Origin of the sequence: Luteimonas kalidii (genome assembly GCF_029887935.1) — a bacterium.
Taxonomy (GTDB): Bacteria; Pseudomonadota; Gammaproteobacteria; order Xanthomonadales; family Xanthomonadaceae; genus Luteimonas; species Luteimonas kalidii.
In genome coordinates this window covers 158,406-180,891 of sequence record NZ_JARXRO010000014.1, presented here as the reverse complement: position 1 = coordinate 180,891, position 22,486 = coordinate 158,406, and the positions used below count along the sequence as shown (strand labels likewise).

The following is a 22,486-nucleotide window of genomic DNA, read 5'->3' as shown; positions in this document are numbered from 1 at the left end:
GAGCGTGGATCCCCCGGAGATCGGGGCCTTGAGTCGTCAGCGCACCGAGACGTCGTGGAAGACGTCCGGCGCCGGCTCCAGGCGGTAGGTGAAGTGCCACCACTCCATCGGATAGTTGTCGAACCCGTGACGTGACATCGCGTCGACCAGCTGTGCGCGGTGCCTGCGTTGCGCATCGCTGATGTGCGGGTGGTCGGTGTTGGCGCGTGGATCGAAGAAGTCGAACGGGGTCCCCATGTCCAGGGCCTCGCAACGTTCGCACGTGGGTCCTTCGCAGCGCACCAGCGTGAGGTCGATGGTCGCGCCCTTGCTGTGGCCGGACCGGTCGGCGATGTAGCCCGGCACCAGGGTCCCCTTCTCGAGGGCCGGGTAATACTCGGCCTTGGTGCGCTGGTCGCGCGGATCGGCGGCCCAGCGGACGAACTGCCGGACCGCGCGCGCCGGCCGGTAGCAGTCGAAGATCCTCAGTCGGAGGCCCTGCGGGCGCAATTCGCGTTCGAGCGCGGCCAGCGATTCGGCCGCCGGACGCAGCAGATAGCACTTCGCCGCGTCGTATCCGTCCACCCGCGTACCGGTGAAGTTGTCGCTGCCGGCGTAGCGGATGTCGGTGTCGATGTCGGGGACCAGCGTGCGGATATCCACCATGCCGACGGATTGTGGTGTCGCCTCGGAGGGCGTTCCCGGCCCGTCTCCCGGAGACGCGCACGCGCCGCACGCCAGCACGAGTACGGCCGCGGCCACGCGCCGCATACGTTCAGGGAGTCGTGCAGTCATCGACGCGCTCGAAATCCAGGTCTTCGTAGTCATAGCTGAAATCCGCCTCCGGATCGACCTTGGCCATGGACAGGCGCGTGCCCTGCCCGCCGGCGCGTGCGAAATCGAGCCAGGCTTCGGCGTCCACGCCGGGATCCGTCCAGTCCACCAGCAGGCGTGAACCGCTGCGCATCACGGTGCCGTGCAGGCGGGGCGACATCGCGGAGCGGAACTCGACCCTTGCCCCATCGCCGCAGATCGTGATGTCCCCGAACCACGGATCGCGGTAGCGGCCCGTCAGCGATGCCATCTCGTCCGGGGCGACGCCGGTGCGAGGCTGCGCCAGCGCCGCCTCGCGGTCCTCGGCCGGACGTGCCGCCCGCTCCCGCGCCAGCAGCGCGGCATAGTGCGCGACATCGAGTCCAGCCTCGCCGGGGCGCGTGAACCCCTTCACCAGCGCCTGCGTGAGTACGGTGCGCAGTTCGTCGGCGTTGCCGTTGATCAGGACCACGAAGCCGACGTCCAGCTGCGGCAGCAGCGTGAGCGCGGAGTACATCCCCGACAGCGTGCCGGTGTGCGACACCTTCCAGGTGCCGTCGACATCGGTCAGGCGCCATCCGTAGCCATAGGCCGAGAAATGGCTGTCGTCCCACTCGCGCATGCGCGTTGTCAGCGGCATCGGCATATGCGCCGTCCAGACTTCCTCGCGTTGCGCGCGCGACAGCCAGGGACGGCCTTCGGCATCGAGGCCCGATTGCTCTGGGCGCAGCCACATCCGCGTCCAGCGCAGCATGTCGTCGAGGCTGCAGCGCAGGCCGCCGGCGGCCATCATCGGCACGTCCGGGACCACCTCGGCGTCGAGCCCGACGGCGACCGGCGCGCCGGCCTCGCCATTGGCATGCGGCTGCGCGAGGTTGCCGACCTCGTCGCGTCGCCATTGGCCGGCCTGGCAGCGGTCCATCCCCAGCGGCGCGAACACTTCCCGCCGCATCAGCACGTCGTAGGGCGCGCCCCCGGCGGCCGCGGCCACCTCGCCGGCCACGATGTAGAGCGTGTTGTCGTACGCATAGCGCGAGCGGAAGCTGTAGACCGGCTCGAGGTGCTGCAGCCCGCGGATCACGTCCGCGCGGGTGAAGCGGTTGGGGCCTGGCCAGAGCATCAGGTCCCCTGCCCCGGCGCCCAGCCCGCTGTTGTGGATGAGCAGGTCGCGCACCTGCATTTCGCGCGTGACCCAGTCATCGTGCATGCGGAAGCCCGGCAGGTGCCGGACGACCGGATCGGTCCAGGCGAGCTTGCCCTGGTCGACCAGCCGCGCCAACAGGGCGGCGGTCATCGCCTTGCTGTTGGATGCGATCTTGAACAGCGTGTCGCGGTCGATCGCCTCCCCTGTCCCGGCCACGCGCTCGCCGTGCGTGCGCGTGTATACCACTTCGCCATCGACGATCACGGCCACGGCCAGACCGGGTGGCTGGTAGCGGGCGATCGCGTCGTCGACGATGGCGTCGAGCGTCTCCCGCGCGGGCCGCACGGTCGTCGCGGGCGCGGCATGCGCCGCCTGGGTTGCGGACACGCAGGCCAGCAGGACGGCCGCCAGCCGGCGCAGACGCCTTTCGGGCCGGTGGCGCAGGGTCACCAGAAGGTGTATTCCACGAGCAGCGTATAGGCCCGGCCCCGGGGATCGGCGATCCGTGGCTCCCATCCCGCCCCGCTGGCCCAGTCGTTCTTGTGTGCGGTGAACGGCGGATCCTCATCGAGCAGGTTCTTGACGCCGAAGGTCAACTTCAGGCCCTCGAAGCCCGAATAGCTCGCGCTGTAGTTGTAGGTGACGTAGCGATCCACATCGGGATCCCACTGCGAGGGAATGTAGTGGTCGTTGGCGACGCTCGTGGGTTCCTCGTCCCTGTAGCCATGGCGGTAGAGCTGGCTGAGCGTGTGGGACCAGTCTCCCCTCGCCCACGAGAACGCCACCGAATGCTTCCAGCGCAGCGGGATGCTCCAGTACCGGATGTACTGGCCGACCTGGTTGTCCGAATAGGGCAGGAACTCGAACAGCTTCTCCTGGTAGTTGTCGAGGTAGCTGCCGTTGAGATTGAGGTTCCAGTCGCCGCCGGCCAGTTCACCGCGCACGTTGGCATCGAGCTCGACGCCACTCATGAGGCTGCCGCCCGAGTTCACGAAGCGGCGATCGATGAACACGACATCCCCGTTCGCGTCCCGGATCCAGTTGTCCTCGAACAGCGCGTAGTTGTCGCGCAGCACGTCGAGATCGGGTCCCGTGCGGATGGTGTTGATGCGCTCGATCTCCCACCAGTCCAGGCTCATGTTGAACCAGTCCACCGGGGAGATGACCACGCCCAGGCTTTTCTGCCGCGACTCTTCCGGCCTGAGGGCGGGGTTGCCGCCCGTCAGGATGTCGGGGTCGATCTGCTCGCATCCCGGGACCGACACATTGACCACGCCGCCGGGGCAAGTCGCCGGATCGGCCAGGTCCAGGGCGTTGTTCTGCGAGGCGGTGATGCCGCTGAACAGCTTGCTGAACTCGGGCACCTTGAAGCCGGTGCTGTAGGCGCCGCGGACCGCCACCCAGTCGATCGGCTGCCACTTGAAGGACACCTTCGGATTGGCCGTCCCACCGAAGCCGGTGTAGTGGTCGTAGCGTCCGGCGAGCGTCACGTCGAGACTGTCGAAGAACGGCAGGTAGATCTCGGCGAATACGGCCTTGACGTCGCGACTGACCTCCGGCAATGCATTGGCGTCGTCGAAGGGGGCGTTGAAGATGGCCGGGCGCGTCGCTGCATCGCGACGATCGCCGTTGAACTCGAACTGCTCGCGCCGCAGGTCGACGCCGACCGCGACCTGCAGGTCGCCTCCGCGGAGCTGACCGATGCTGCCCGTGAACGCGGCATCGAACGTCGTCACCGTCGACTTGCCCCCGTACAGCACCACCCCCTGCGCCGAAGCGGCGTCCAGCGCGGCGATGGCGTCGGGGCTCTGCTCCTGGCCGGGCATGAGGAAGGGATTGAGCAGCCCCCCCGCGAATGCCGCCTGCAGGCCTTCGACGAAATGGTAGCCGGTGCCGAGTTCGGATTCGGACTCGCTCGACGCGCGCGACAGGCCCAGCGTGTAGTCCCAGCCGCCGAGGCTGCCGTCCAGACCGGCCATGAACCGGTAGGCCTTGGTGGTGGTCTCGATCTCGCGCGGACCGCAGGCCATGCAGCGCCAGCGATAGGCGATCGGCGCGCCGTAGTCCAGCTGCGCCTCGCCGAAATAGCCGGCGAGCGCGTCGTAGACCATGTCGTAGGTGGCCTGGGTCCGGTCGTTGAGCGGATACCACGTGGACGGATTGAAGACAGCTGTGTCCACGGCGGACGAGGAAATCTGGTTCGGCTCGAAGATGCGGTTGGCGGTGGCGTGCGAGCCCATGAATTCGACGTAGGCCTGTTGGCTGTCGTCGATCCTGAAGGTGGCGCGGCCGATCGCCTGCATCGTTTCCAGCGGTTGCTGGATCACGGCCGCGGCCGGGTAGTCCCAGGCGCAGCCGTAGCGCGAGGCGACGTTGGCCGGGTCGGAGGCCCACAGGCGATGGTCGTACGGGCCCATCCTGTCGCCACCGGCCTCGCAGCCGGATCCACCGGGCAGATCAAGGGTGTTGACGCCGTTCACGCTCGCGCCATCCTGCGCGATCAGTTCCGTGCCGGTGAGGCCGCCGACCTGGTTGAAGATGGTGGCGAAAGGCGCGCCCCGCGTGTCCGGCGACAGACCACGCTCGGGCTGGAACGTGTTGGAGAAGTCGCGTTCGTGACCGCGCAGGATGTCGTTCTTCCTGGCGCCGATACTCATGAAGGCGTTCCAGCGGTCCGTATCGAGGTCGCCGCCGCCCACGAGGAAATCGGTGCGATAGATGTTGCCGCCGCCATCCTCGGTGACATCGATGAACGCTGCCGCCTGCGCACCCTGGTAGTCGGTGCGGGTGATGAAATTGATGACGCCGCCGATCGCATCCGTGCCATACACCGCCGAGGCGCCGTCGCGGAGCACTTCGACCCGGTCGATGGCAGCGAACGGGATCGAATTGAGGTCGACGGCCGTGCCGCGCAGGCCGTGGGTCGCGACGCGGCGGCCGTTGAGCAGCACCAGGGTGGCGTCGGCACCCTGCCCGCGCAGGTTGGCGCCCGACACGCCGTTGTTGCCGCGCAGATCCGCAGGCGCGATGCCGGCGTTCGCGGCCAGGTTGTCCGATCCGTTGCCGGCGATGTTCATGTACATCAACAGCTGCTCGGCCGACGAGATGCCCTGCGCTTCGATCTCCTCCTTCTGGATCACCGTGACAGGCAGCGCGGCCTCGATGTCCGCCCGCTTGATGCGCGAGCCGGTCACGCTGATGCGGTCCAGCGTGCGCGTGGCGTCGCCGGCCTCCCGTTCCGAGGTGGGCACGTCCTGTGCGTCGGCCGCACCCGACAGGGCGAGGCCGATGGCCAGCGCCAGGCCGGATGCCGTGGCTGGAAGAGTGCGGATGCGGACATCGACCATGCGGTTCCCCCGATTCGAATTGGATGCAACCACGTCGGCGTCCATCGCCCCGCGACTGGTCGTCGCATCCCGTGGCTGGTGATCCCCCTGCATTCTGATTACACGCGATCGGGAGATGTGTCAATTTCGTGTCGCAACTCGACGCCACGGCCCAGTGCTGGCGCAGGCATCGTCGCTTCGGGGTGCGCGGAAAAACGGACGGCCACCTTCCGGTGGCCGTCAAGACGGGAGTCGCCGTCGGGTTCAGAAGTTCCAGGTCACCACGAGCTGAGCGTAGCGCGGCGACTGCCAGACCCGGCCTTCACCGAAGTACGGGCGCGCCTCCCCGGGCTGTGCCTCGTAGCGACTATGTACGTTGATCGTGGTCTGCTTGTTGAGAAGGTTATAGACGGAGAGTCGGGCCTTCAGATCGACGCCTTCGACTGGCAGCGTCCAGGTGACATTGGCGCCGAGATTGTAGACCCAGGGCATGCGGCCGAATGCGCCCCGTTCTGTGTACTCGAAGACACGGTCTTCGTATGTAGAGGGATTGCCGTCCGCATCGGTGATGCAGTATTGCACGCACAACCAACCCGTTCCGCCACCGCCGAATTCGTTGGTGAAACTGCCACCCGCGCGGTTGTCGTTGGGCCAGAGCACGCCGAACGCGGTGATGGGGCCGCCGGAACGTACGGTTAGTGTGGAGCCGACCGACCACATCTCATTGAACTTGTAGCTCCCGCGGAACTTGAACTGGTGCCGATAATCGTTGAACAGGACGCCGTAACGTTCGACGCCGGCGGGGTGGTCGAAGTACTGGACCATGCCGGTATCGGCGTAACCCAAGTCGGAGTTGACCGGTCCTTCGATGTTGCCTTCGGTCCTAGACCACAAGTAGCTGGCGTTGAACGCCCACTTGTCGTCCCAGGCGCGGTCGAGTTGGAACTCGAGCGCCTTATAGACGCGCTTTGGCTTCGGATAGCCCACAACGATCCCGCTGCCGAGCATTCGGTAGCCCTCCGAACCGGTGTCGAGTTCGAACCACTCCTCGGTGGTCGGACACCACAGCGTCGCCGTTTCGCCGGGATTGATGATCGGCCAATCGCCGGAGTACCAAGGACATGCGTCCGGTGCCGAGTTGATAAGGGCGTCTTCGATTGCGCGTCCGGTTTCGCGATAGGTGGCATTGACGCCCCACGACCACTCGCGGTTCAGGGCCTGTTGGAATCCGAGGATGAACTCATCCTGGTAAACCTGCTTGAGATCGCGATCGACAACGGTCCGGAAATCGCCGCCACCCGCGTTGAACGACCCGTCAACCGGCCCGATCTGATCGCCGATGATCGGCGCGAGGTACGGGTCGCCGGTCACGGGATGCGGCAACTCCTGCCAACCGTCGATGACGTAGAACGTGTGTTCGTCGATCGAACCGCCACCAAAATATTCCGGAATCCGGTTGGTCATCGGGATGTAGTAGCGTCCTGCATTGCCGAACAACTTGGTCGAGCCATCCCCCTTTACATCCCAGCTGAACCCGAAACGCGGCGCCATCATGTCGCCGAACTCTGCCTTTGTGAAGGTATCGCCGCCCACTTCGGACTCGAAGCTGTCAAAGCGCAGTCCCAGGTTGAGAAGCAGGTTAGGTGTGATGTTCCAGTTGTCCTCGATGTAGAGTGCGCGCGCGGTAGACTCCACCTCGGCACCTTGGATGTAGCGACGCGCATCGAGGATGCCGGTGACCCCGGCTGGAACGAGCGACCCATTCGAAAGCGGTCCGCCGGGCACGACCGGCACTGCCGAATAGCGCTGCCCATCGCCGGGGTAGATATTTGATGTCACTGACTCCAAGATCTCCTGGTCCACACCAAAACGCAGCTGGTGGTTGCCGAGCGTCCATTCGAAGTCCAGACGGGATGCTTCGCGCGTGTCGTCCCGGCTGGAGATTGAACTGTTGGTCGGGTGACAGCCAACCGGCAGATCCGGCTCCCCGTTTTCGCTATCGTAATCAGCAGTCCTGACGAACACGGTACAGACGCCGTCAAGCGGAGATCCAGTGACGGAGCTGCGCTCGTTGACGCCATGCATTGCCTTGGCGACGAAATTGTCGGTGAGATGACCGGTGTAGGTCAGCGAGTAGTTCTGCCCACCAGTTTCCGCGTATCCGTTCCCGAACCAGTTACCCCGAGTGTCGGTGTCCCAGTCGTAGTTGTAGCGGTCGGTCACGCTTTCGACCTCGTCCGAGAAGGCCAACAGCTCAAGCAGGTGGCCGTCGCTGATCTGCCAGTCGAGCTTGACTCCCCAGAAGTCATTAGGACTGTCGACAAAACTTGCCGTCGTGTCCCCGTAACCGCGAGTCCTGTTTTCACGCTTCTCGTACATGGCGAAGAAGAACAGCCTGTCCTCGACAATGGGTCCGGACGCCCATGCGTTGGTCTTGAACCACGAGTTGGTGTCCCGGCTGTAGACGGTGTTTACTTTGCCATCCGGGTAATAGCGATCCCGGCCGGAAGCCCGCCAGTCCGCGGGCTCGAGTGTTACCTCCATCCCGGCCTCGAACTCGTTGCTGCCGGATCGGGTAACCGCATTGATGACGCCGCCGGTGCTGCGTCCGAACTCCGCGGAATAGCCACCTGTCTTGATCTGGAATTCTTCATAGAACCCGAATGGCACTGTTGAAAATCCCTGGCGACGGAACGGGTCGGTGACGTTTAGCCCGTTGATATAGACGGCGTTCTCGGCCACGGTCGAGCCGCCGAACGTGAGGCCGCCGAAGGTGGCACCTGTTGAAACGACGCCGGGCGCCAACAACGCGACCGAAGCCAAGTTCTGGTCCACCGGTAGTCGCGCGATCTCCTCGCGCCTGATGTTGGTGGCAGACTCCGTCGAGTACACATCTACTCGGTTGACAACGCGCGCACCAATGACCTGCACGGAGTCAAGGTTGGTCAAGCCACCGTCCCCGCCGAGATTGACCGTCGTTGTGCCGCCAAGCTGGATGCTCACGGGAATGACGTCGCCCACCACCTGCCCGTTGCGAACGAGTTGCAGCTCGTAGTCCCCGATGGGTAGCTGACCGAGACGATAGTTGCCGTCGCCGCCTACTGTGACGGTCCTGCTCGCGCCCGTAGCCTCGTTCCTTACCGTGATCTGGTCTCCGGCGCTCGCGCGGCCGGCGACCGCGCCGGTCACGCTCTGCGCGAACACCGTCGGCGTGGTGGCCGCGATGCATGCGCCCAGGGCGATGCACAGCGCGGCGCGTCGGAATCTCGTGTGGCTGGCCTTCATTGCGGTTCTCCCCGAAGAAAACGTGTGCGGTGGTTGGCGTGGCTCAGGTGCGGGATGCGGCCGGCTGCGGCAGCAGTTCCCATTCGAAGTCGTAGTCCCACTGGTCGAAGTACAGGTTTCCGCCGTCCCACTCGGCTTCGCCGCGCTGGAGGTCGACGGTCTCCGAGCGGACGTGCGTCTTGGCCGGCACGAAGTCGCGGCCGTAGTCGTCGTTGAAGGCGATGCGGTAGGCATCGAAGCCGCCCAGGTAGAAGTGCTCGAGCGCCGGGTCGTCGCCGGCCAGGCGGCCGAAGGTGACGTCCATCGGCAGCCAGCCGTAGGGCGCCAGGTACAGCCAGCCCCAGTCGTGCATGTTGTCGTAGCCGGCGTCGGAGAAGATCCAGCCCGACTGCCAGCGCGCCGGGATGCCGTTGAGGCGCAGCAGGGTGATCAGCAGCAGCGTCTGCTGGCCGCAGTCCGCGTGACCGGCCTTCAGTGCATAGTCGCTGATGTTGCCGATGGTGGAGTACTCGCGCGCGCCGGCCCAGGGGATGCGATCGACCGCATCGAACAGGCGCCTGGCGATCAGGTACGGATTGGTTTCGTCGCCGACCACCTGGGCGGAGAACAGGCGCATCGCGTCGGTGTACACCACATGCGGCGCGCGTTCGGCCAGATGTGGCGCGAGCCCGACCGTTGGCACGGCCGGGACCACCTTCGCCGGATCCACGTCCACGTACTGTCCGAAGATCGTCAGTTCGTAGCTGACGGAGAAGCGGGTCGGCTGGCCTGCCCGTGCCGGCTGCTCGAGCCATACCGTGCGCTGCGGCGCGGATTCCGGCGCGAGCACATGCGCCGTCGGCTGCGTGCCGAGCAGTTGCAGCGCTTCCTGCTGCTCGTCGATCGCGCGTGGATACGGCAGCCACGCGCGGATGGCTTCACCCGGCGGCACCGCGTCGGCCTTCACTGTCAGCGACTGGGTCACGCGGACGCGGCGCGGCGCGACATCCGGCCGACCTTCTGCCAGGGCTTGTCCGCGCACCTCCGCGTGATGCGCATGCTGGCGCAGTTCGAACGGGCTGTCGCGGAACGGGCGTGGATCGGCGCGCCGCGCCCGCGCCTCTTCGCTCAGCCGGAACAGGTTGTGCGGTGCGCGGTTGAAGTAGCGCGTCCGGCCATCGATCACCATCGCCTCGAACAGGCCGGCGCGGCGCCAGCGATCGAATTCGGTGCGCTCAAGGTCCGGAATCTGGCGGCGCACGGCGGCCTCGAGCGCGGCTTCGTCCAGGGTGAAATCGAGCCGGATGCGCCGCATGCGCTCGCGCTGGAACGCCAGCGCGTCGGCCTCGGCCGGGTCTGGACGCGCTGCGAGGGCGCGATCGATCAGGCCCTGCGCCTCAGCGAAACGGCCGGCGTCCACCCGTTCGATCGCCTCGGCCACGCGCTCGGGCACAGTATCCGCAGCCGCCCCGCCCTGCCCCGCCATCGCCAGCAGCAGCGCACCCAGCACCAGCGCACCGCCCGGCCGATCGCGTCCACGCGGCGGTCGCGCCACGCGCTGCGGATCGGCGATCCGGAGCGGGCGGCTCGAAGGTGCTGGACGGTTGCGGTTCCCCACGGCGCGCGGCCACCTCTTGCAGGTGTTGCCGGCTGTGTAACATGGCCGAAAGACAGCGTCAATAAATTATTCTTGACACTGAAGCAATTTGAATGATGTATTCCTTCCCCGCGATACCGCCCGTTTCCACCCGGAGGACAGTCTTGAAGGAGCACGACCGGACCGGGATCTGTCGGCGCTGGCTCGCGGGGGTACTGGCCGCCTGTCTGGTCCTGGGACCGCATGCGTTCGCACAGGTGCCCGCCCCCGATCGCGAGGTGGTCCCTGGCGTGGTGGAGGCCCAGCTGTCGCCGCAGTACTGGATCGACCGCCTGGACGCTGCCGATGCGGTGATCCTCGACAGCGACGGCATCGCCGTCCACAACGCGGCCATGCAGCGGCTGGAACCGTCCCTGCACGATATCGAGGGCTTGCCGGTCACGCTCGAAGCCGGGCAGGTGCGCAGCTGGATCGAGCGGATCTCCGTCCGCCCCACCCGCACGCTCTACGACGAAAGCGGCAACGAGGGCAGTGCGCGGGCGATCGACAAGCTGGTCGCCGCGCTCGATCTCGACGGCATTCCCCAGACCCAGGTCACCCGCTACGCGATGGTGGTGCGCCGCGCCGACCTGCGCACATTCCCCACCCACCTGCGCGTGTTCAGTTCGCCCGACGACCGCGACATCGACCGCTTCCAGGAAAGTGCGCTGTTCCCCGGCACGCCGGTCGCGGTGGTGCACCGCAGCCGCGACCGCCGCTGGCTGTTCGTGGTGAGCCAGACCTACGCCGCCTGGATCGACGCCGATGCGGTCGCGTTCGGCGACAAGGCGGAGATCTTCGCCTACACCCGTCGCATCCCGTTCCTGGTGGTGACCGGTGCGCGTGCCGAGACCGTGTACACCCCCGAGCGACCTGAAGTCTCCAATGTGCAGCTCGACATGGGCGTGCGCGTGCCGCTGGCGCCGTGGCCGGACGACGAGCCGCTCAACGGCCAGCACCCGGGCTTCGGCCATGCGGTGGAGCTGCCGGTGCGCCAGGAGGACGGCACGCTCGCGTTCGCGCCCGCGCTGGTACCGCGTTCGGCCGACGTGGCCCACGACTACCTGCCATTCACCCGCGCCAACCTCATCCGCCAGGCCTTCAAGTTCCTCGGCGAGCGCTATGGCTGGGGCCATCGCTACAACGCGCGCGACTGCAGCGGCTTCGTGTCCGAGGTGTACCGCAGCTTCGGCCTGCTGATCCCGCGCAACACCAGCGACCAGTCGCGCAGTCCGGGCCTGGACCGGATCGCGATGGACGGCATCGGCCACGACCGGCGTCTGCAGCTGCTGCGCGAGTCGAGGGTCGGCGACCTGGTCTACATCCCCGGCCACGTGATGATGGTGCTGGGGCACGAGGACGACGACATCTACGTGATCCACGACACCAGCGGCATGTCGCTGCTCGGCGAGGACGGCCAGCTGCGGCGCTACCGGCTCAACGGCGTGGTGGTGACGCCGCTGCTGCCGATGATGTCCGATGCCACCACCGCCACCGTCGACCGCATCACCAGCATCCAGCGCGTCCGTCCGTGACCGCACCAGGGAGGGCGGCGCCGGGCGCCGCGGGGAAACCAGCATGAAGATCACCGACGTCCGCCTGGGCATGGTCCGGGTGCCGCTGAAGACGCCGTTCAAGACCGCGCTGCGCACGGTGGACACGGTCGAGGACCTGATCGTCTCGATCCATACCGACAGCGGCCACGTCGGTTACGGCGAGGCCGCGGCGACCGCGGTCATCACCGGCGACACCCATGGCTCGATGATCGAGGCGATCGGCAAGGTCATCGCGCCGCGCCTGATCGGCGAGGACGTCGCCAACCTCAACCGCCTCGTGCGCCTGGTGCAGACCGCGCTGGAACGCAACACCAGCGCCAAGGCCGCGGTCGAGATCGCCGTGTACGACCTGTGGGCGCAGCTGTATGAGGCGCCGCTGTACCGGATGCTCGGCGGCGGCGAGCCGGTGATCACCACCGACATCACCATCAGCGTCGACCACATCGACAAGATGGTGTCGGATTCGCTGTCGGCGGTGGAGCGCGGTTTCGAATCGCTCAAGATCAAGGTCGGCAAGGACATCGGCCTGGACGTGGAGCGGGTCAAGGCGATCCACGCCGCGGTCGAAGGCCGCGCCCTGCTCCGCCTGGACGCCAACCAGGGCTGGACCGCGAAGCAGGCCGTGCACGCGATGCACGCGCTGGAGGACGCGGGCGTGCACCTGGAACTGCTCGAGCAGCCGGTGCGGGCGCAGGACATCGCCGGGCTCAAGTACGTGAGCGACCGCGTCAACACGCCGGTGATGGCCGACGAAAGCGTGTTCGGCCCGCTGGAGGTGATCGAGCTGATCGAACAGCGCGCCGCCGACATCATCAACATCAAGCTGATGAAGACCGGCGGCATCTCCAATGCCATCCGCATCGCCGACATCGCCGCGATGTACGGCGTGGAATGCATGATCGGCTGCATGATCGAGACCAGCATCAGCGTCGCCGCCGCGGTGCACGTGGCAATCGCCAAGTCGGACGTGATCACCAAGGTCGATCTCGACGGGCCTTCGCTGTGCGCCTTCGACCCGGTCGACGGCGGGGTGACGTTCAACGAGTCCGAAATCTCGGTGTCCGACGCGCCGGGTCTGGGCATCCGCGCGATCCGCGGCTACCGGCCGCTGGGGCCCTGAGGCGACGGCGATGCAGCCGCTGCTGATCATCCGCTCCGAGCGCGGACAGATGTCGGCGATCGAGCGCCGCATCGCCGACTTCATCCTCGACAACGCCCACCTTCTGCGCGACTACTCGTCCCAGCAGCTGGCCAATGCGCTGGGGATCAGCCAGTCGAGCGTGGTCAAGTTCAGCCAGAAGCTCGGCTTCAAGGGCTATCCCGATCTGAAGTACTCGATCGGCGAGGCCGTCGCGCGCAATGGCGATGTCGACGTGCCCGCCGCCAGTGATGCCGAAGACCATCGCCAGGCCGCCCTGGCGCGTGGACTGTGGCAGGCCAAGTCGCGCGCCGAGGAGGAGACGCGGCTGCTCAACCCGCCCGAGCAGATGGACGCGGCCGCCGCGATGCTGCGCGACGCCGGCAAGGTGTTCGTGGTCGGCACCGGCGAGGACAGCGTGATGGCGCGCGCCTTCGCGATCCGCCTGTCGCTGCTGGGATTCCTCGCGATCCACCACTTCGACCCGGTGCTGGTGCCGGCAGAAGTGTCGACCGCGAAACCCGGCGACGTGCTGATGCTGTTCTCCGAGCGCGGCCAGCCGGCCACCCTGTGCCAGCTCGCGCGGCTGTTCCGCGCCCGCGGCGGCAAGGTGGTGTCGGTGACCCGCCACACCGCCAATCCGCTGCGGGCCCATGCCGACCTGTCGCTGCTGGTCTCGGCCCACGACGAGGCCAGCCACGTCGAACCGCTGCTCTACCAGGCTGCGCTGCAGCAGTTGCTGGACGTGGTGTTCCTGCTGCTGTGCGGCGACGAGTCGCGCCGGCGCCAGCTGGCCGACTACCATGAGCACGTGCGCTCGATGCTCGATGGCTGACCCGGCCGTGTCCAGGACGCTGTCGTGCAAGCTCGACCCCCGTCGGCCGGGAGCCGCGAGCGTGGCCAGGCATGGGCACCGGGAAACGATGCCCACTGGCCCGATTCCGCCGGCGGCCCGTGTCGCGCCGTGCTATCCAGTCCCCTCACCTTGCCGGATGAACGCCACTCCATGACTCCTGTTGCCGCCGCCAAGCGTCCCGGCCTGTCCATGCCCGCGCGGGTGCTGATCGCACTCGCGCTCGGCGCCGCCGCCGGACTGCTGCTGGCGGCCTTCGATCCGGTGCGTGCGATCGAGGTGGCCGATGCGGTCCAGCCGATCGGCCGCCTCTGGCTCAACGCGCTGCAGATGACCGTGGTGCCGCTGGTGGCGGCGCTGGTGGTGGTGGGCGTGAACTCTGCCGCCGATGCCGCCGCCTCCGGGCGCACCGCGCGCACGGCGATCGGCGTGTTCCTGGTGCTGCTGGCGCTGGCCGGCGCGTTCGCGGCGGTCGCCGCGCCGGCGTTCCTGTCGATGGTGCCGCGCGACGAGGCGGTGATCGCCTCGTTCCGGGCCGCGATCCAGGCGCCGGAAACCCTCGCCGAAGCGCCCGGCATCGGCGCCTGGATCGTGAACGTCATCCCCAGCAACGCGATCGCGGCCGCGGCCAACAGCACGATGCTGCCGCTGGTGGTGTTCGCGATGTTCTTCGGCTTCGCCCTCACCCGGATCGATCCGGATCGCCGCGCCCGCATGCTGGAACTGGTGCGGACCCTCGGCGACACGATGATCGTGATCGTGCGCTGGGTGCTGTGGGCAGCACCGGTCGGCGTGTTCGCCCTGGTGCTGGCGGTGTGCGCGCGCGTGGGCATCGACATGCTCAGCGCGCTGGGCTACTACATCCTCACCCAGTGCGCGCTGTACATCGCGATCACGCTGCTGCTGTACCTGGTCGCCACCCTCGTCGCCGGCGAGCGCCTGGGCCGCTTCGCCAGGGCGCTGCTGCCGGTCCAGGCGATCGCGGCCAGCACCCAGTCCTCGCTCGCCTCGCTGCCGGTGATGATCGAGAGCGCCCGCCACCGCCTGGGCTATCCGCTCGCGGTCACCTCGCTGGTGCTGCCGATGGCGGTCTCGCTGTTCCGCATCGCCAGCCCGCCGCAGTACATCGTGGTGGCGTGCTTCGTCGCCTGGATGTACGGCGTGGACCTGACCGCCGTCCAGCTCGGGACCGCGGTGGCGTTGAGCGTCGTGGTCAGCATGGGCTCGGTCGGGCTGCCCGGCCAGGTGAGCTTCATGACCAACAACATGCCGGTCACCCAGTCGCTCGGCTTGCCGGTCGAACCGCTGGGCGTGCTGCTGGCGGTGGACACCATCCCGGACGTGTTCGCCACCGTCGCGAACACCTCGGCCGATGTCACTGCGACCGCGGTCGTCGCGCGTCGTACCGGCCAGACCGGCGAGGCGCCCGGGGTCGAGCCGGACGCCTGAGCGCCTCGCCGCTCACAGCAGCTTGCTGCGGCGCATCTCCAGTACCCGGTCCGGCGGAGCGAACGTGTCGGCGCGCGACATCTGCCAGAAGGTCCGGAACACCGCATGCTCGGGCACGCGGTCCAGAAGTTCCCCGGGTTCCAGGAAGCGGTAGAGCGCCGACAGCGAGCGCACCTCGGTCGGCGACACCCTTCGCAGGATGTGCTCCGGCCCAAGCTGCGATGGATGCTCCAGGCCGGCGGCGCCCAGCAGGTCGCGCAGTGCGCGCAGCGTGTTGCCGTGGAAGTTGGCCACGCGTGCGGCCTTGTCCTCCACGTCGAGCGTGCGCCAGCGCCTCGGGTCCTGCGTCGCCACGCCGGTCGGGCAATGGTCGCTGTGGCAGGTGCGCGACTGGATGCAGCCCAGCGCGAACATGAAGCCGCGCCCGGCGTTGCACCAGTCGGCGCCCATGGCGATGGTCCGCGCGATGTCGAACGCGCTCGCGATCCGTCCCGCGCCGACCAGGCGCACCCGGTCGCGCAGGCCCAGGCCGACCAAGGTGTTGTGCACCAGCATCAGCGCCTCGTGCATCGGCAGGCCGACGTGGTTGATGAACTCCGCCGGCGAGGCGCCGGTGCCGCCTTCGGCACCGTCGACGACGATGAAGTCCGGCAGCACCCCGGTCTCCTGCATCGCCTTGGCCACGCTGAACCATTCCCAGGGATGGCCGATGGCGAGCTTGAACCCGGTCGGCTTGCCGCCGGAGAGTGCACGCAGCCGGGCGACGAACTCGAGCAACCCCGCCGGCGTGGAGAAGGCCGAGTGCGCCGCCGGCGACACGCAGTCCACGCCCTGCGGCACGCCACGCGCGGCGGCGATCTCCGCCGTGACCTTGGCCGCCGGCAGCACCCCGCCGTGGCCGGGCTTGGCGCCCTGCGACAGCTTGAGCTCGATCATCCGCACCTGCGGGTCGCGGGCGTTGGCGACGAAGCGCTCCTCGCTGAAGCGGCCGGCCTCGTCGCGGCAACCGAAGTAGCCAGAACCGATTTCCCAGACCAGGTCGCCGCCGTGCTCGCGATGGTAGGTCGAGATCGAGCCTTCGCCGGTATCGTGGTAGAAGCCCCCGCGCCGCGCGCCCGCGTTCAGGGCGCGGATCGCGTTGGCCGACAGCGAGCCGAAGCTCATCGCCGAGATGTTGAACACGCTCGCCTCGTAGGGCGCAGAGCCGTTGCCGCCCACCAGCACCCGGAAATCGTGCGAATCCACGTGCACCGGCACCAGCGAATGGTTGATCCATTCGTAGTGCACGCTGTACGGATCGTGCTCGCTGCCGAACGGTACCGTGTCGCGTTCGTTCTTGGCGCGCTGGTACACCAGCGCCCGCTTCTCGCGCGAGAACGGCACCTCGGCCAGGTTGTCCTCGATGAAGTACTGGCGGATCTCGGGCCGGATCGACTCCAGTCCGTAGCGCAGGTGCGCCAGCAGCGGGTAGTTGCGCCGCAGCGTCGAGCGCCGCTGCACCAGGTCCACCGTACCGAGCACGGCCAGCGCGCCGAACACCGCCACCGCCCACCACCATCCCGGCATGCGCAGCGCCAGCAACAGCGAAGCGACGGTCAGCACGAGGCAGGCGACGTACGCGGAATAACGGCTCATCGGGCTCCTGGAATGCGTGTGCCCGGAGTCGGGATCGAACCGACATGACCTTGCGGCCGAGGGATTTTAAGTCCCTTGCGTCTACCAGTTTCGCCACCCGGGCATGGGCCTGTCGCACCAGCGCAGGGCTGGCGCCAACGATGGCGGAAGGATGGAGGCCTGGGTCGGAATTGAACCGGCGTACGCGGATTTGCAGTCCGCTGCATAACCACTCTGCCACCAGGCCGGTGACTGCCGCCAGGACGGAACGATACACGTCCCGGGGCCGCATAAACAAAACCCCGGCGGTGCCGGGGCCTGCTGGAACTGGAGCGGGAAACGAGACTCGAACTCGCGACCTCAACCTTGGCAAGGTTGCGCTCTACCAACTGAGCTATTCCCGCGTTGAGCCGCGCATTTTACCGCCTGTCCGGGTACTGTCAACAGCCGAACGTTCGGCCGCGCGCAGGACCGGCCAGGCCGCGCGCAGGTAGGCCAGCCCGGACCACAGGGTGAGCAGCGCGGCCGCCCCCAGCAGCCAGTCGCCGATGTGGAAGACGGTCTGGCCCATCCAGATGTCGGTGCCCGGCTGCAGCGGGTGGCGCGGGTTGATCGCGTACAGCAGGCACGACAGAGCCACCATCTGGGCGATGGTCTTGACCTTGCCGATCGCCGCGACCTTGACCGTCGCCCGCTGGCCGAGCTCGGCCATCCATTCGCGCAGCGCCGAGACCGCGATCTCGCGGCCCACGATCACCGCGGCCCAGAACGCCATCCAGGGCGTCGGGTGCCCCTGCACGATCAGGAACAGCGCCACCGCGACCATCAGCTTGTCCGCGACCGGGTCGAGGAAGGCGCCGAAGGCCGAGTACTGGTGGAAGCGGCGCGCGATCCAGCCGTCCAGCCAGTCGGTGACCGCGGCCAGGATGAACACGAAGGCCGAGGCGAAGTTGGTCCACTGCGAGGGCATGTAGAACACGGCGACCAGGACCGGGATCAGCAGGATCCGCAGCAGGGTCAGCCAGGTGGGAATGGTCAACGTCATGTCGTGCGTGGGGGCGCGCCGGGGGGAACGGCTTCCTGCAGTCCGTGCAGGGTCGCATAGATCCGGCCGGCCAGCGCCTCGTTGATGCCCTCCACCTTGGCGATCTCCTCGGCGCCCGCTGCCTTGAGTCCCGCCAGGCCGCCGAAATGCTTGAGCAGGCTGGCGCGCCGCCGCGGGCCGATACCGGGGATGTCCTCCAGCCGGCTGACGTTGCGCGCCTTCTGCCTGCGGCCGCGGTGGCCGGTGATCGCGAAGCGGTGGGCCTCGTCGCGCACCTGCTGGATCAGCTGCAGGCCGGGCGAATCCGCGCCCGGGCGCAGCTCGCGCCCGTCGGGAAGCAGCAGGCGTTCGTGCCCGGCGCGCCGCTCCTCGCCCTTGGCCACGCCCACCACCATCACCTGGTCGGCGATGCCGCTGGCGTCCAGCACCGCGCGCGCCTGCGCCACCTGCCCCGCTCCACCGTCGATCAGCAGCAGGTCCGGCAGGACCGCGTCGGGGCGGCGCCCGCGTGCCGTCTCGTGCGGGGGCGGCGAAGCGGCCTCGCCAGTCGCATCTGCTCCCGCCGTGCCGGGCGCTTCGACGGCGCGCCGGAACCGGCGCTGCAGCGCCTGCTGCATGGCCGCGTAGTCGTCGCCCGGCTCGATGCCGGCGATGTTGTAGCGCCGGTACTGGCCGCGCACCGGTCCCTCCTGATCGAACACCACGCACGAGGCGACCGTGGCCTCGCCCATGGTGTGGCTGATGTCGAAGCATTCGATGCGCCCCGGCGGCGCGTCCAGTCCGAGCAGGGCCTGCAGCGACGCCATCCGCGCCCGCTGCGCGGCCTGGCTGCCGAGTTCGGTCGCCAGCGAGAGCTCGGCGTTGCGGCGCGCCAGGTCGACATAGCCGGCGCGCTCGCCGCGCACGTTGCAGCGCAGCTGCACCTTGCGCCCGGCCGCCGCGCCGAACGCCTCCTCCAGCAGCGGCACGTCCTCGATCGCGCGGTCGAGCACGATCTCGCGCGGCGGCGGCTGCTCGGCGTAGTACTGGGACACGAACGCGGCCAGCACCTCGGCCGGGTTGTCGCTGCCGTTGGTGCGGGGAAAGAACGCGCGGGTGCCGAGGTTGCGGCCGTCGCGGAACGCCAGCAGCAGGACGCATGCCTGGGTGCCCTGCATCGCCACCGCCAGCACGTCCAGCTCGGCGGCGCGGCCGTCGACGTACTGGCGCGCCTGCATCGAGCGCACGCCGGTCAGCAGGTCGCGCAGGCGTGCGGCGTCCTCGAAGTCCAGGCGTGCACTCGCGGCCTCCATCGCCTCGCCCAGTTCGCGCGCCAGATCGTCGCTGCGCCCTTCCAGGAACAGCGTGGCCCGGCGCACCGCGTCGGCGTACTCGCGCGCCGGCACCAGGCCCACGCAGGGCGCGGTGCAGCGTCCGATCTGGTGCTGCAGGCACGGCCGCGACCGGTTGCGGAACACGCTGTCCTCGCAGCTGCGCAGCCGGAACAGCTTGTGCATCATGTTCAGCGTCTCGCGCACCGCGGTCACGCCCGGATACGGTCCGAAGTACCGCCCCGGCACGTGGCGTGGTCCGCGGTGCAGTGCCAGCCGCGGCCAGGGCTCCTGGGTCACCAGCACGTACGGATAGCTCTTGTCGTCGCGCAGCAGCACGTTGTAGCGCGGCTTGAGCGACTTGATCAGCTGGTTCTCCAGCAGCAGCGCCTCGCCTTCGGTGCGGGTGACCGTCACCTCCATGCGAGCGACCTGGGCCAGCATCGCCGTGGTGCGCGAGGGCCGCGGCGCATTGCTGAAGTAGCTGGCCACGCGCTTCTTCAGCGCGCCGGCCTTGCCCACGTACAGCACGCTGCCGTCGGCGGCGATCATGCGGTACACGCCGGGCGCCAGGCTCAGCCCGCGGGCGAAGGCCTTGCCGTCGAAGGGAGGGGCGTCGGTCGCGCGGGCGCCGGAGCCGGATGCTGCGTCGGTCATTCGCCGATCGGGACGTGGCGCAGGGCCCCGGTGCGCGAATCGAAGCGGAGCACGGCGTGGGCATCGGTGTCTGCGATCCAGACCGTGCCGTTGGCCACCGCCAGGCCGGCCGAACCGTGCAGGCGCTGCGGCAGTTCGACCGTGGACAGCTCGCCGCCGCCCAGACGCAGGCAGCGCAGGGCGTCGTTGCCGCCGTCGGCGATCCACAGCAGCGGCGAATCGGGATCGAGCGCGATCGCCAGCGGCTGCTGCAGGCGCGCGTCGGTGCGGGCGCCGTCGGCGTTGCCGTACTGCCACTGGTCCTGGCCGACCAGGGTGGACACGGCCCCGGAGCGCACGTTGACGCTGCGGATCGCGGAGCCGGCGGCATCGCATACGTACAGCACCTGCTGCACCGCGGCCAGCGCCGAGGGTTCGGCGAACGCCGCCCCCGCCCCCTTGCCGTCGGTCACCGCGAGGCGGCCGGAGCCTGCCACCAGCGACAGCGCCTGCGTGCCCAGGTCGTACTTCCACAACCGGTTGTCGCCGGCGGTGGCGATGAACAGCGCCGCGCCGCTCAGCGCCACCGCGCGCGGCTGGTCGAGTGCGACCGTACGCGGGTCCCGGATCGGACCCTCGGGCGGCGTGCCGGCACGGCCGGCGCCGCAGAGGGTGTCGATGTCGCCGCTGCGCAGCTCCACCCGACGCACTGCATGGTTGCCGCTGTCGGCCACGTACAGCGCGTCGCGCCACACGCACATGCCGTGCGGCCGGTTGAATGCGGCCAGTTCCATCGGGCCGTCGATGAACCCGGGGCCGCCGCTGCCGAACTGGCGCAGTACCCGCCCGGCCTGGTCGCATTCGAGCACCCGGTGGTGCTCGCTGTCGGCCACGTAGAGGTAGTTGCCCGAGACCACCAGGCCGGTCGGGAACCGCAGCGCCAGCGGAGGCTCGCCGCCGCGGCGCATCTCGATCGGATCCGCGTTCGGCAGCGTGGGCACCAGTTCGCCGGCCAGCGCGCTCACGCGGGCGTCGAGCTCGCGGATCGGGCCGTCGCCGACGATGCGGTCGCGAATCCGGCCCTCGCCGTCGATCAGCACCACCGTCGGCCAGGCCTCGATGCCGTAGTGCTGCCACAGCGTCCAGTCCGGATCATGGCCGATGGGGAAGTCGTAGCGCTGCCGGTTCAGCCGCTTGCCGATGCGGCGCGCGTCGCGCTCGCTGTCGAACCGAGGCACGTGCACGGCAACCACGTTGACGCGCTCGCCGTAACGCGCACGCAGGCGCGCGAGGTCGGCCAGCCGGTGCTGGCACCAGGCCGATCCCGCGTTCACGAACGCCAGCGCGCACACCTTGCCGCGCAGCTGCGTCATCCGCAGCGGCGTCAGCAGGTTCAGCCACTCGACGGTCGGCGGAAACTCGGGGGCGGTGGTCGCATCCATCGGTGGAGATTATGCGTCAATCGCCCGGGTGCGGTCCGCCAGCCGCTGCACGATGGCCTGCGCGGCGCGGTCGACCAGGCTCCACACGTGCTCGAAGGCCTCGGGGCCGCCGGTGTACGGGTCCGGGATCTCGGCGCCCTGCCCCAGCCCCGCCCACTCGAGCAGCAGGGCGCTGCGCGCAGGCGCGTCCACCGGCGCGCGCCCGCGGACTTCGGCCAGGTTGGCGCGGTCGGCGCACAGCAGCCACTGGAACTCGTGGTAGTCGGCGTCGCGCAACTGGCGCGCACGCAGCGCCGTGATGTCGAGCCCGTGGCCGGCGGCGTTGGCGATCGTGCGGCGGTCCGGCGGTTCGCCGGCGTGCCAGCCGCCGGTGCCCGCGGAGTCCACCTCGACCCGGTGCCCCAGCCGCGCCGCCGCGAGGTGGTGGCGCAGCAGCCCCTCCGCCAGCGGCGAGCGGCAGATGTTGCCCAGGCACACCACCAGGATCCGCATCGACTCACCCACTGGCGGCTCCCAGCAGCGCCTCGGCCCGGGCGAGGTCTTCGGGGGTGTCGACGCCCTGCGGGAAGGGCGCGGGCGACAGCGCCACCGCGATCGGCAGGCCGGCCTCGAGCACGCGCAGCTGTTCGAGCGACTCGATCCGTTCCAGGCGGCCCGGCGGCATGGCGGAAAACCGGCGCAGGAAACCGGCGCGGTAGGCGTAGATACCGATGTGGCGCAGCCATTCGCCCGGCGCGGTGATCGCGCCCTCGCGCGAGAAGGCGTCGCGGTGCCAGGGAATCGGCGCGCGGCTGAAATAGAGCGCGTGGCCGCTGTCGGCCACCACCACCTTCACCGTGTTGGGATCGAACAGCACCGCCGGTTCGGTGATGTGCTCGGCCAGGGTCGCCATGCCGGCAGTACCGCCGTCGAGCAGCGCCGCGACGCGACCGATGCCGGCAGCGGGCGCGAACGGCTCGTCGCCCTGCAGGTTGACCACGATGGTGTCGTCGCTCCAGCCGGCGATGTCGGCGCACTCGGCTAGGCGATCGGTGCCCGACTGGTGGCTGGTCCGGGTCATCGCCACGCGCACGCCGCTGCCCTCGAGCGCGGCTGCGATGCGCGCGTCGTCCGCCGCCACCCACACCTCGCTTGCGCCCGCCGCCAGTGCCCGGCGCGCGACGTGCAACACCAGCGGCTCGCCGCCCAGCAGGCGCAGCGGCTTGCCCGGCAGCCGGGTGGCATCGTGGCGGGCGGGGATGGCGACGACGAAGGCTTGGCGACCCATGAAGGGATTGTCGC

At 68.7% G+C, this 22,486-nt stretch carries 15 protein-coding genes and 3 tRNA genes; 4 read left to right on the top strand and 14 right to left on the bottom strand.

All coding sequences use genetic code 11. The annotated features are described in order from the left end of the window. Positions 1–36: 36 nt before the first annotated feature. The 5 genes from QFW81_RS06400 to QFW81_RS06380 all read right to left on the bottom strand — a co-directional run bounded on the left by QFW81_RS06400 (position 37) and on the right by QFW81_RS06380 (position 10,012). Positions 37–645 (bottom strand): M15 family metallopeptidase, encoded by a 609-nt coding sequence (locus tag QFW81_RS06400; RefSeq protein WP_331488041.1) that lies wholly within the window; start codon positions 643–645, stop codon positions 37–39. A 109-nt stretch (positions 646–754) separates the two neighbouring features. After that, on the bottom strand, positions 755–2,386 hold the full coding sequence (locus tag QFW81_RS06395) for a serine hydrolase (protein WP_280577825.1): 1,632 nt from the start codon (positions 2,384–2,386) through the stop codon (positions 755–757). Continuing rightward, complete coding sequence (locus QFW81_RS06390; RefSeq protein WP_280577824.1) at positions 2,383–5,283, bottom strand: TonB-dependent receptor domain-containing protein; 2,901 nt, start codon at positions 5,281–5,283, stop codon at positions 2,383–2,385. Before QFW81_RS06390 ends, QFW81_RS06395 begins: the two co-directional genes overlap by 4 nt. 243 nt (positions 5,284–5,526) lie before the next feature. Continuing rightward, the gene (locus tag QFW81_RS06385) at positions 5,527–8,547 is read right to left on the bottom strand and encodes a TonB-dependent receptor (RefSeq protein ID WP_280577823.1); all 3,021 of its coding nucleotides are present in this window, start codon (positions 8,545–8,547) and stop codon (positions 5,527–5,529) included. Positions 8,548–8,590: 43 nt separating this feature from the next. Next, the gene (locus tag QFW81_RS06380) at positions 8,591–10,012 is read right to left on the bottom strand and encodes a transglutaminase-like domain-containing protein (RefSeq protein ID WP_280578339.1); all 1,422 of its coding nucleotides are present in this window, start codon (positions 10,010–10,012) and stop codon (positions 8,591–8,593) included. A 275-nt stretch (positions 10,013–10,287) separates the two neighbouring features. Between QFW81_RS06380 and QFW81_RS06375 the strand changes: the two genes are divergently transcribed. The 4 genes from QFW81_RS06375 (at position 10,288) to QFW81_RS06360 (ending at position 15,158) form a co-directional block, all read left to right on the top strand. Continuing rightward, positions 10,288–11,697: a C40 family peptidase gene (locus tag QFW81_RS06375; protein ID WP_280577822.1), complete on the top strand. Its 1,410-nt coding sequence runs from the start codon at positions 10,288–10,290 to the stop codon at positions 11,695–11,697. A 43-nt stretch (positions 11,698–11,740) separates the two neighbouring features. After that, on the top strand, positions 11,741–12,838 hold the full coding sequence (locus QFW81_RS06370; RefSeq protein WP_280577821.1) for a dipeptide epimerase: 1,098 nt from the start codon (positions 11,741–11,743) through the stop codon (positions 12,836–12,838). A 10-nt stretch (positions 12,839–12,848) separates the two neighbouring features. Further along, positions 12,849–13,691 (top strand): MurR/RpiR family transcriptional regulator, encoded by an 843-nt coding sequence (locus QFW81_RS06365; protein WP_280577820.1) that lies wholly within the window; start codon positions 12,849–12,851, stop codon positions 13,689–13,691. 171 nt (positions 13,692–13,862) lie between these two features. Beyond that, positions 13,863–15,158 carry a dicarboxylate/amino acid:cation symporter gene (locus QFW81_RS06360; protein WP_280577819.1) on the top strand — a complete coding sequence of 432 codons (1,296 nt, stop codon included), beginning with the start codon at positions 13,863–13,865 and terminating at the stop codon, positions 15,156–15,158. Between the two features lie 12 nt (positions 15,159–15,170). Here QFW81_RS06360 and QFW81_RS06355 read toward each other — a convergent pair whose 3' ends face one another. From QFW81_RS06355 to kdsB, 9 genes are all read right to left on the bottom strand, one after another. Further along, the gene (locus tag QFW81_RS06355) at positions 15,171–16,793 is read right to left on the bottom strand and encodes an FMN-binding glutamate synthase family protein (RefSeq protein ID WP_280577818.1); all 1,623 of its coding nucleotides are present in this window, start codon (positions 16,791–16,793) and stop codon (positions 15,171–15,173) included. 19 nt (positions 16,794–16,812) lie between these two features. Beyond that, positions 16,813–16,896: transfer RNA gene (locus QFW81_RS06350), tRNA-Leu, on the bottom strand. 49 nt (positions 16,897–16,945) lie between these two features. Continuing rightward, positions 16,946–17,019: transfer RNA gene (locus QFW81_RS06345), tRNA-Cys, on the bottom strand. An 81-nt stretch (positions 17,020–17,100) separates the two neighbouring features. Next, a tRNA-Gly gene (locus QFW81_RS06340) sits at positions 17,101–17,176 on the bottom strand. Beyond that, entirely contained in the window at positions 17,167–17,817 is a 651-nt protein-coding gene (pgsA, locus tag QFW81_RS06335) for a CDP-diacylglycerol--glycerol-3-phosphate 3-phosphatidyltransferase (RefSeq protein WP_280577817.1), read from the bottom strand. Before pgsA ends, QFW81_RS06340 begins: the two co-directional genes overlap by 10 nt. Beyond that, a complete protein-coding gene (uvrC, locus tag QFW81_RS06330) occupies positions 17,814–19,784 on the bottom strand; it encodes an excinuclease ABC subunit UvrC (protein ID WP_280577816.1) in 1,971 nt (656 codons plus the stop codon). The genes pgsA and uvrC overlap by 4 nt, the downstream gene beginning before the upstream one ends. Continuing rightward, a complete protein-coding gene (locus QFW81_RS06325; protein ID WP_280577815.1) occupies positions 19,781–21,205 on the bottom strand; it encodes a thioredoxin-like domain-containing protein in 1,425 nt (474 codons plus the stop codon). Before QFW81_RS06325 ends, uvrC begins: the two co-directional genes overlap by 4 nt. A gap of 9 nt (positions 21,206–21,214) precedes the next feature. Next, positions 21,215–21,697: a low molecular weight protein-tyrosine-phosphatase gene (locus tag QFW81_RS06320; RefSeq protein ID WP_280578338.1), complete on the bottom strand. Its 483-nt coding sequence runs from the start codon at positions 21,695–21,697 to the stop codon at positions 21,215–21,217. Between the two features lie 4 nt (positions 21,698–21,701). Next, entirely contained in the window at positions 21,702–22,472 is a 771-nt protein-coding gene (gene kdsB / locus QFW81_RS06315) for a 3-deoxy-manno-octulosonate cytidylyltransferase (protein ID WP_280577813.1), read from the bottom strand. Between the last annotated feature and the right edge of the window lie 14 nt (positions 22,473–22,486).

Bases quoted from the DNA above. Each gene is read 5' to 3' on its own strand.
- QFW81_RS06385 (WP_280577823.1), bottom strand. From the start codon at position 8,547: ATGAAGGCCAGCCACACGAGATTCCGACGCGCCGCGCTGTGCATCGCC.
- QFW81_RS06360 (WP_280577819.1), top strand. From the start codon at position 13,863: ATGACTCCTGTTGCCGCCGCCAAGCGTCCCGGCCTGTCCATGCCCGCG.
- pgsA (WP_280577817.1), bottom strand. From the start codon at position 17,817: ATGACGTTGACCATTCCCACCTGGCTGACCCTGCTGCGGATCCTGCTG.
- QFW81_RS06320 (WP_280578338.1), bottom strand. From the start codon at position 21,697: ATGCGGATCCTGGTGGTGTGCCTGGGCAACATCTGCCGCTCGCCGCTG.
- QFW81_RS06355 (WP_280577818.1), bottom strand. From the start codon at position 16,793: ATGAGCCGTTATTCCGCGTACGTCGCCTGCCTCGTGCTGACCGTCGCT.
- QFW81_RS06400 (WP_331488041.1), bottom strand. From the start codon at position 645: ATGGTGGATATCCGCACGCTGGTCCCCGACATCGACACCGACATCCGC.
- QFW81_RS06325 (WP_280577815.1), bottom strand. From the start codon at position 21,205: ATGGATGCGACCACCGCCCCCGAGTTTCCGCCGACCGTCGAGTGGCTG.
- uvrC (WP_280577816.1), bottom strand. From the start codon at position 19,784: ATGACCGACGCAGCATCCGGCTCCGGCGCCCGCGCGACCGACGCCCCT.
- QFW81_RS06390 (WP_280577824.1), bottom strand. From the start codon at position 5,283: ATGGTCGATGTCCGCATCCGCACTCTTCCAGCCACGGCATCCGGCCTG.
- QFW81_RS06365 (WP_280577820.1), top strand. From the start codon at position 12,849: ATGCAGCCGCTGCTGATCATCCGCTCCGAGCGCGGACAGATGTCGGCG.
- QFW81_RS06370 (WP_280577821.1), top strand. From the start codon at position 11,741: ATGAAGATCACCGACGTCCGCCTGGGCATGGTCCGGGTGCCGCTGAAG.
- QFW81_RS06380 (WP_280578339.1), bottom strand. From the start codon at position 10,012: ATGGCGGGGCAGGGCGGGGCGGCTGCGGATACTGTGCCCGAGCGCGTG.
- kdsB (WP_280577813.1), bottom strand. From the start codon at position 22,472: ATGGGTCGCCAAGCCTTCGTCGTCGCCATCCCCGCCCGCCACGATGCC.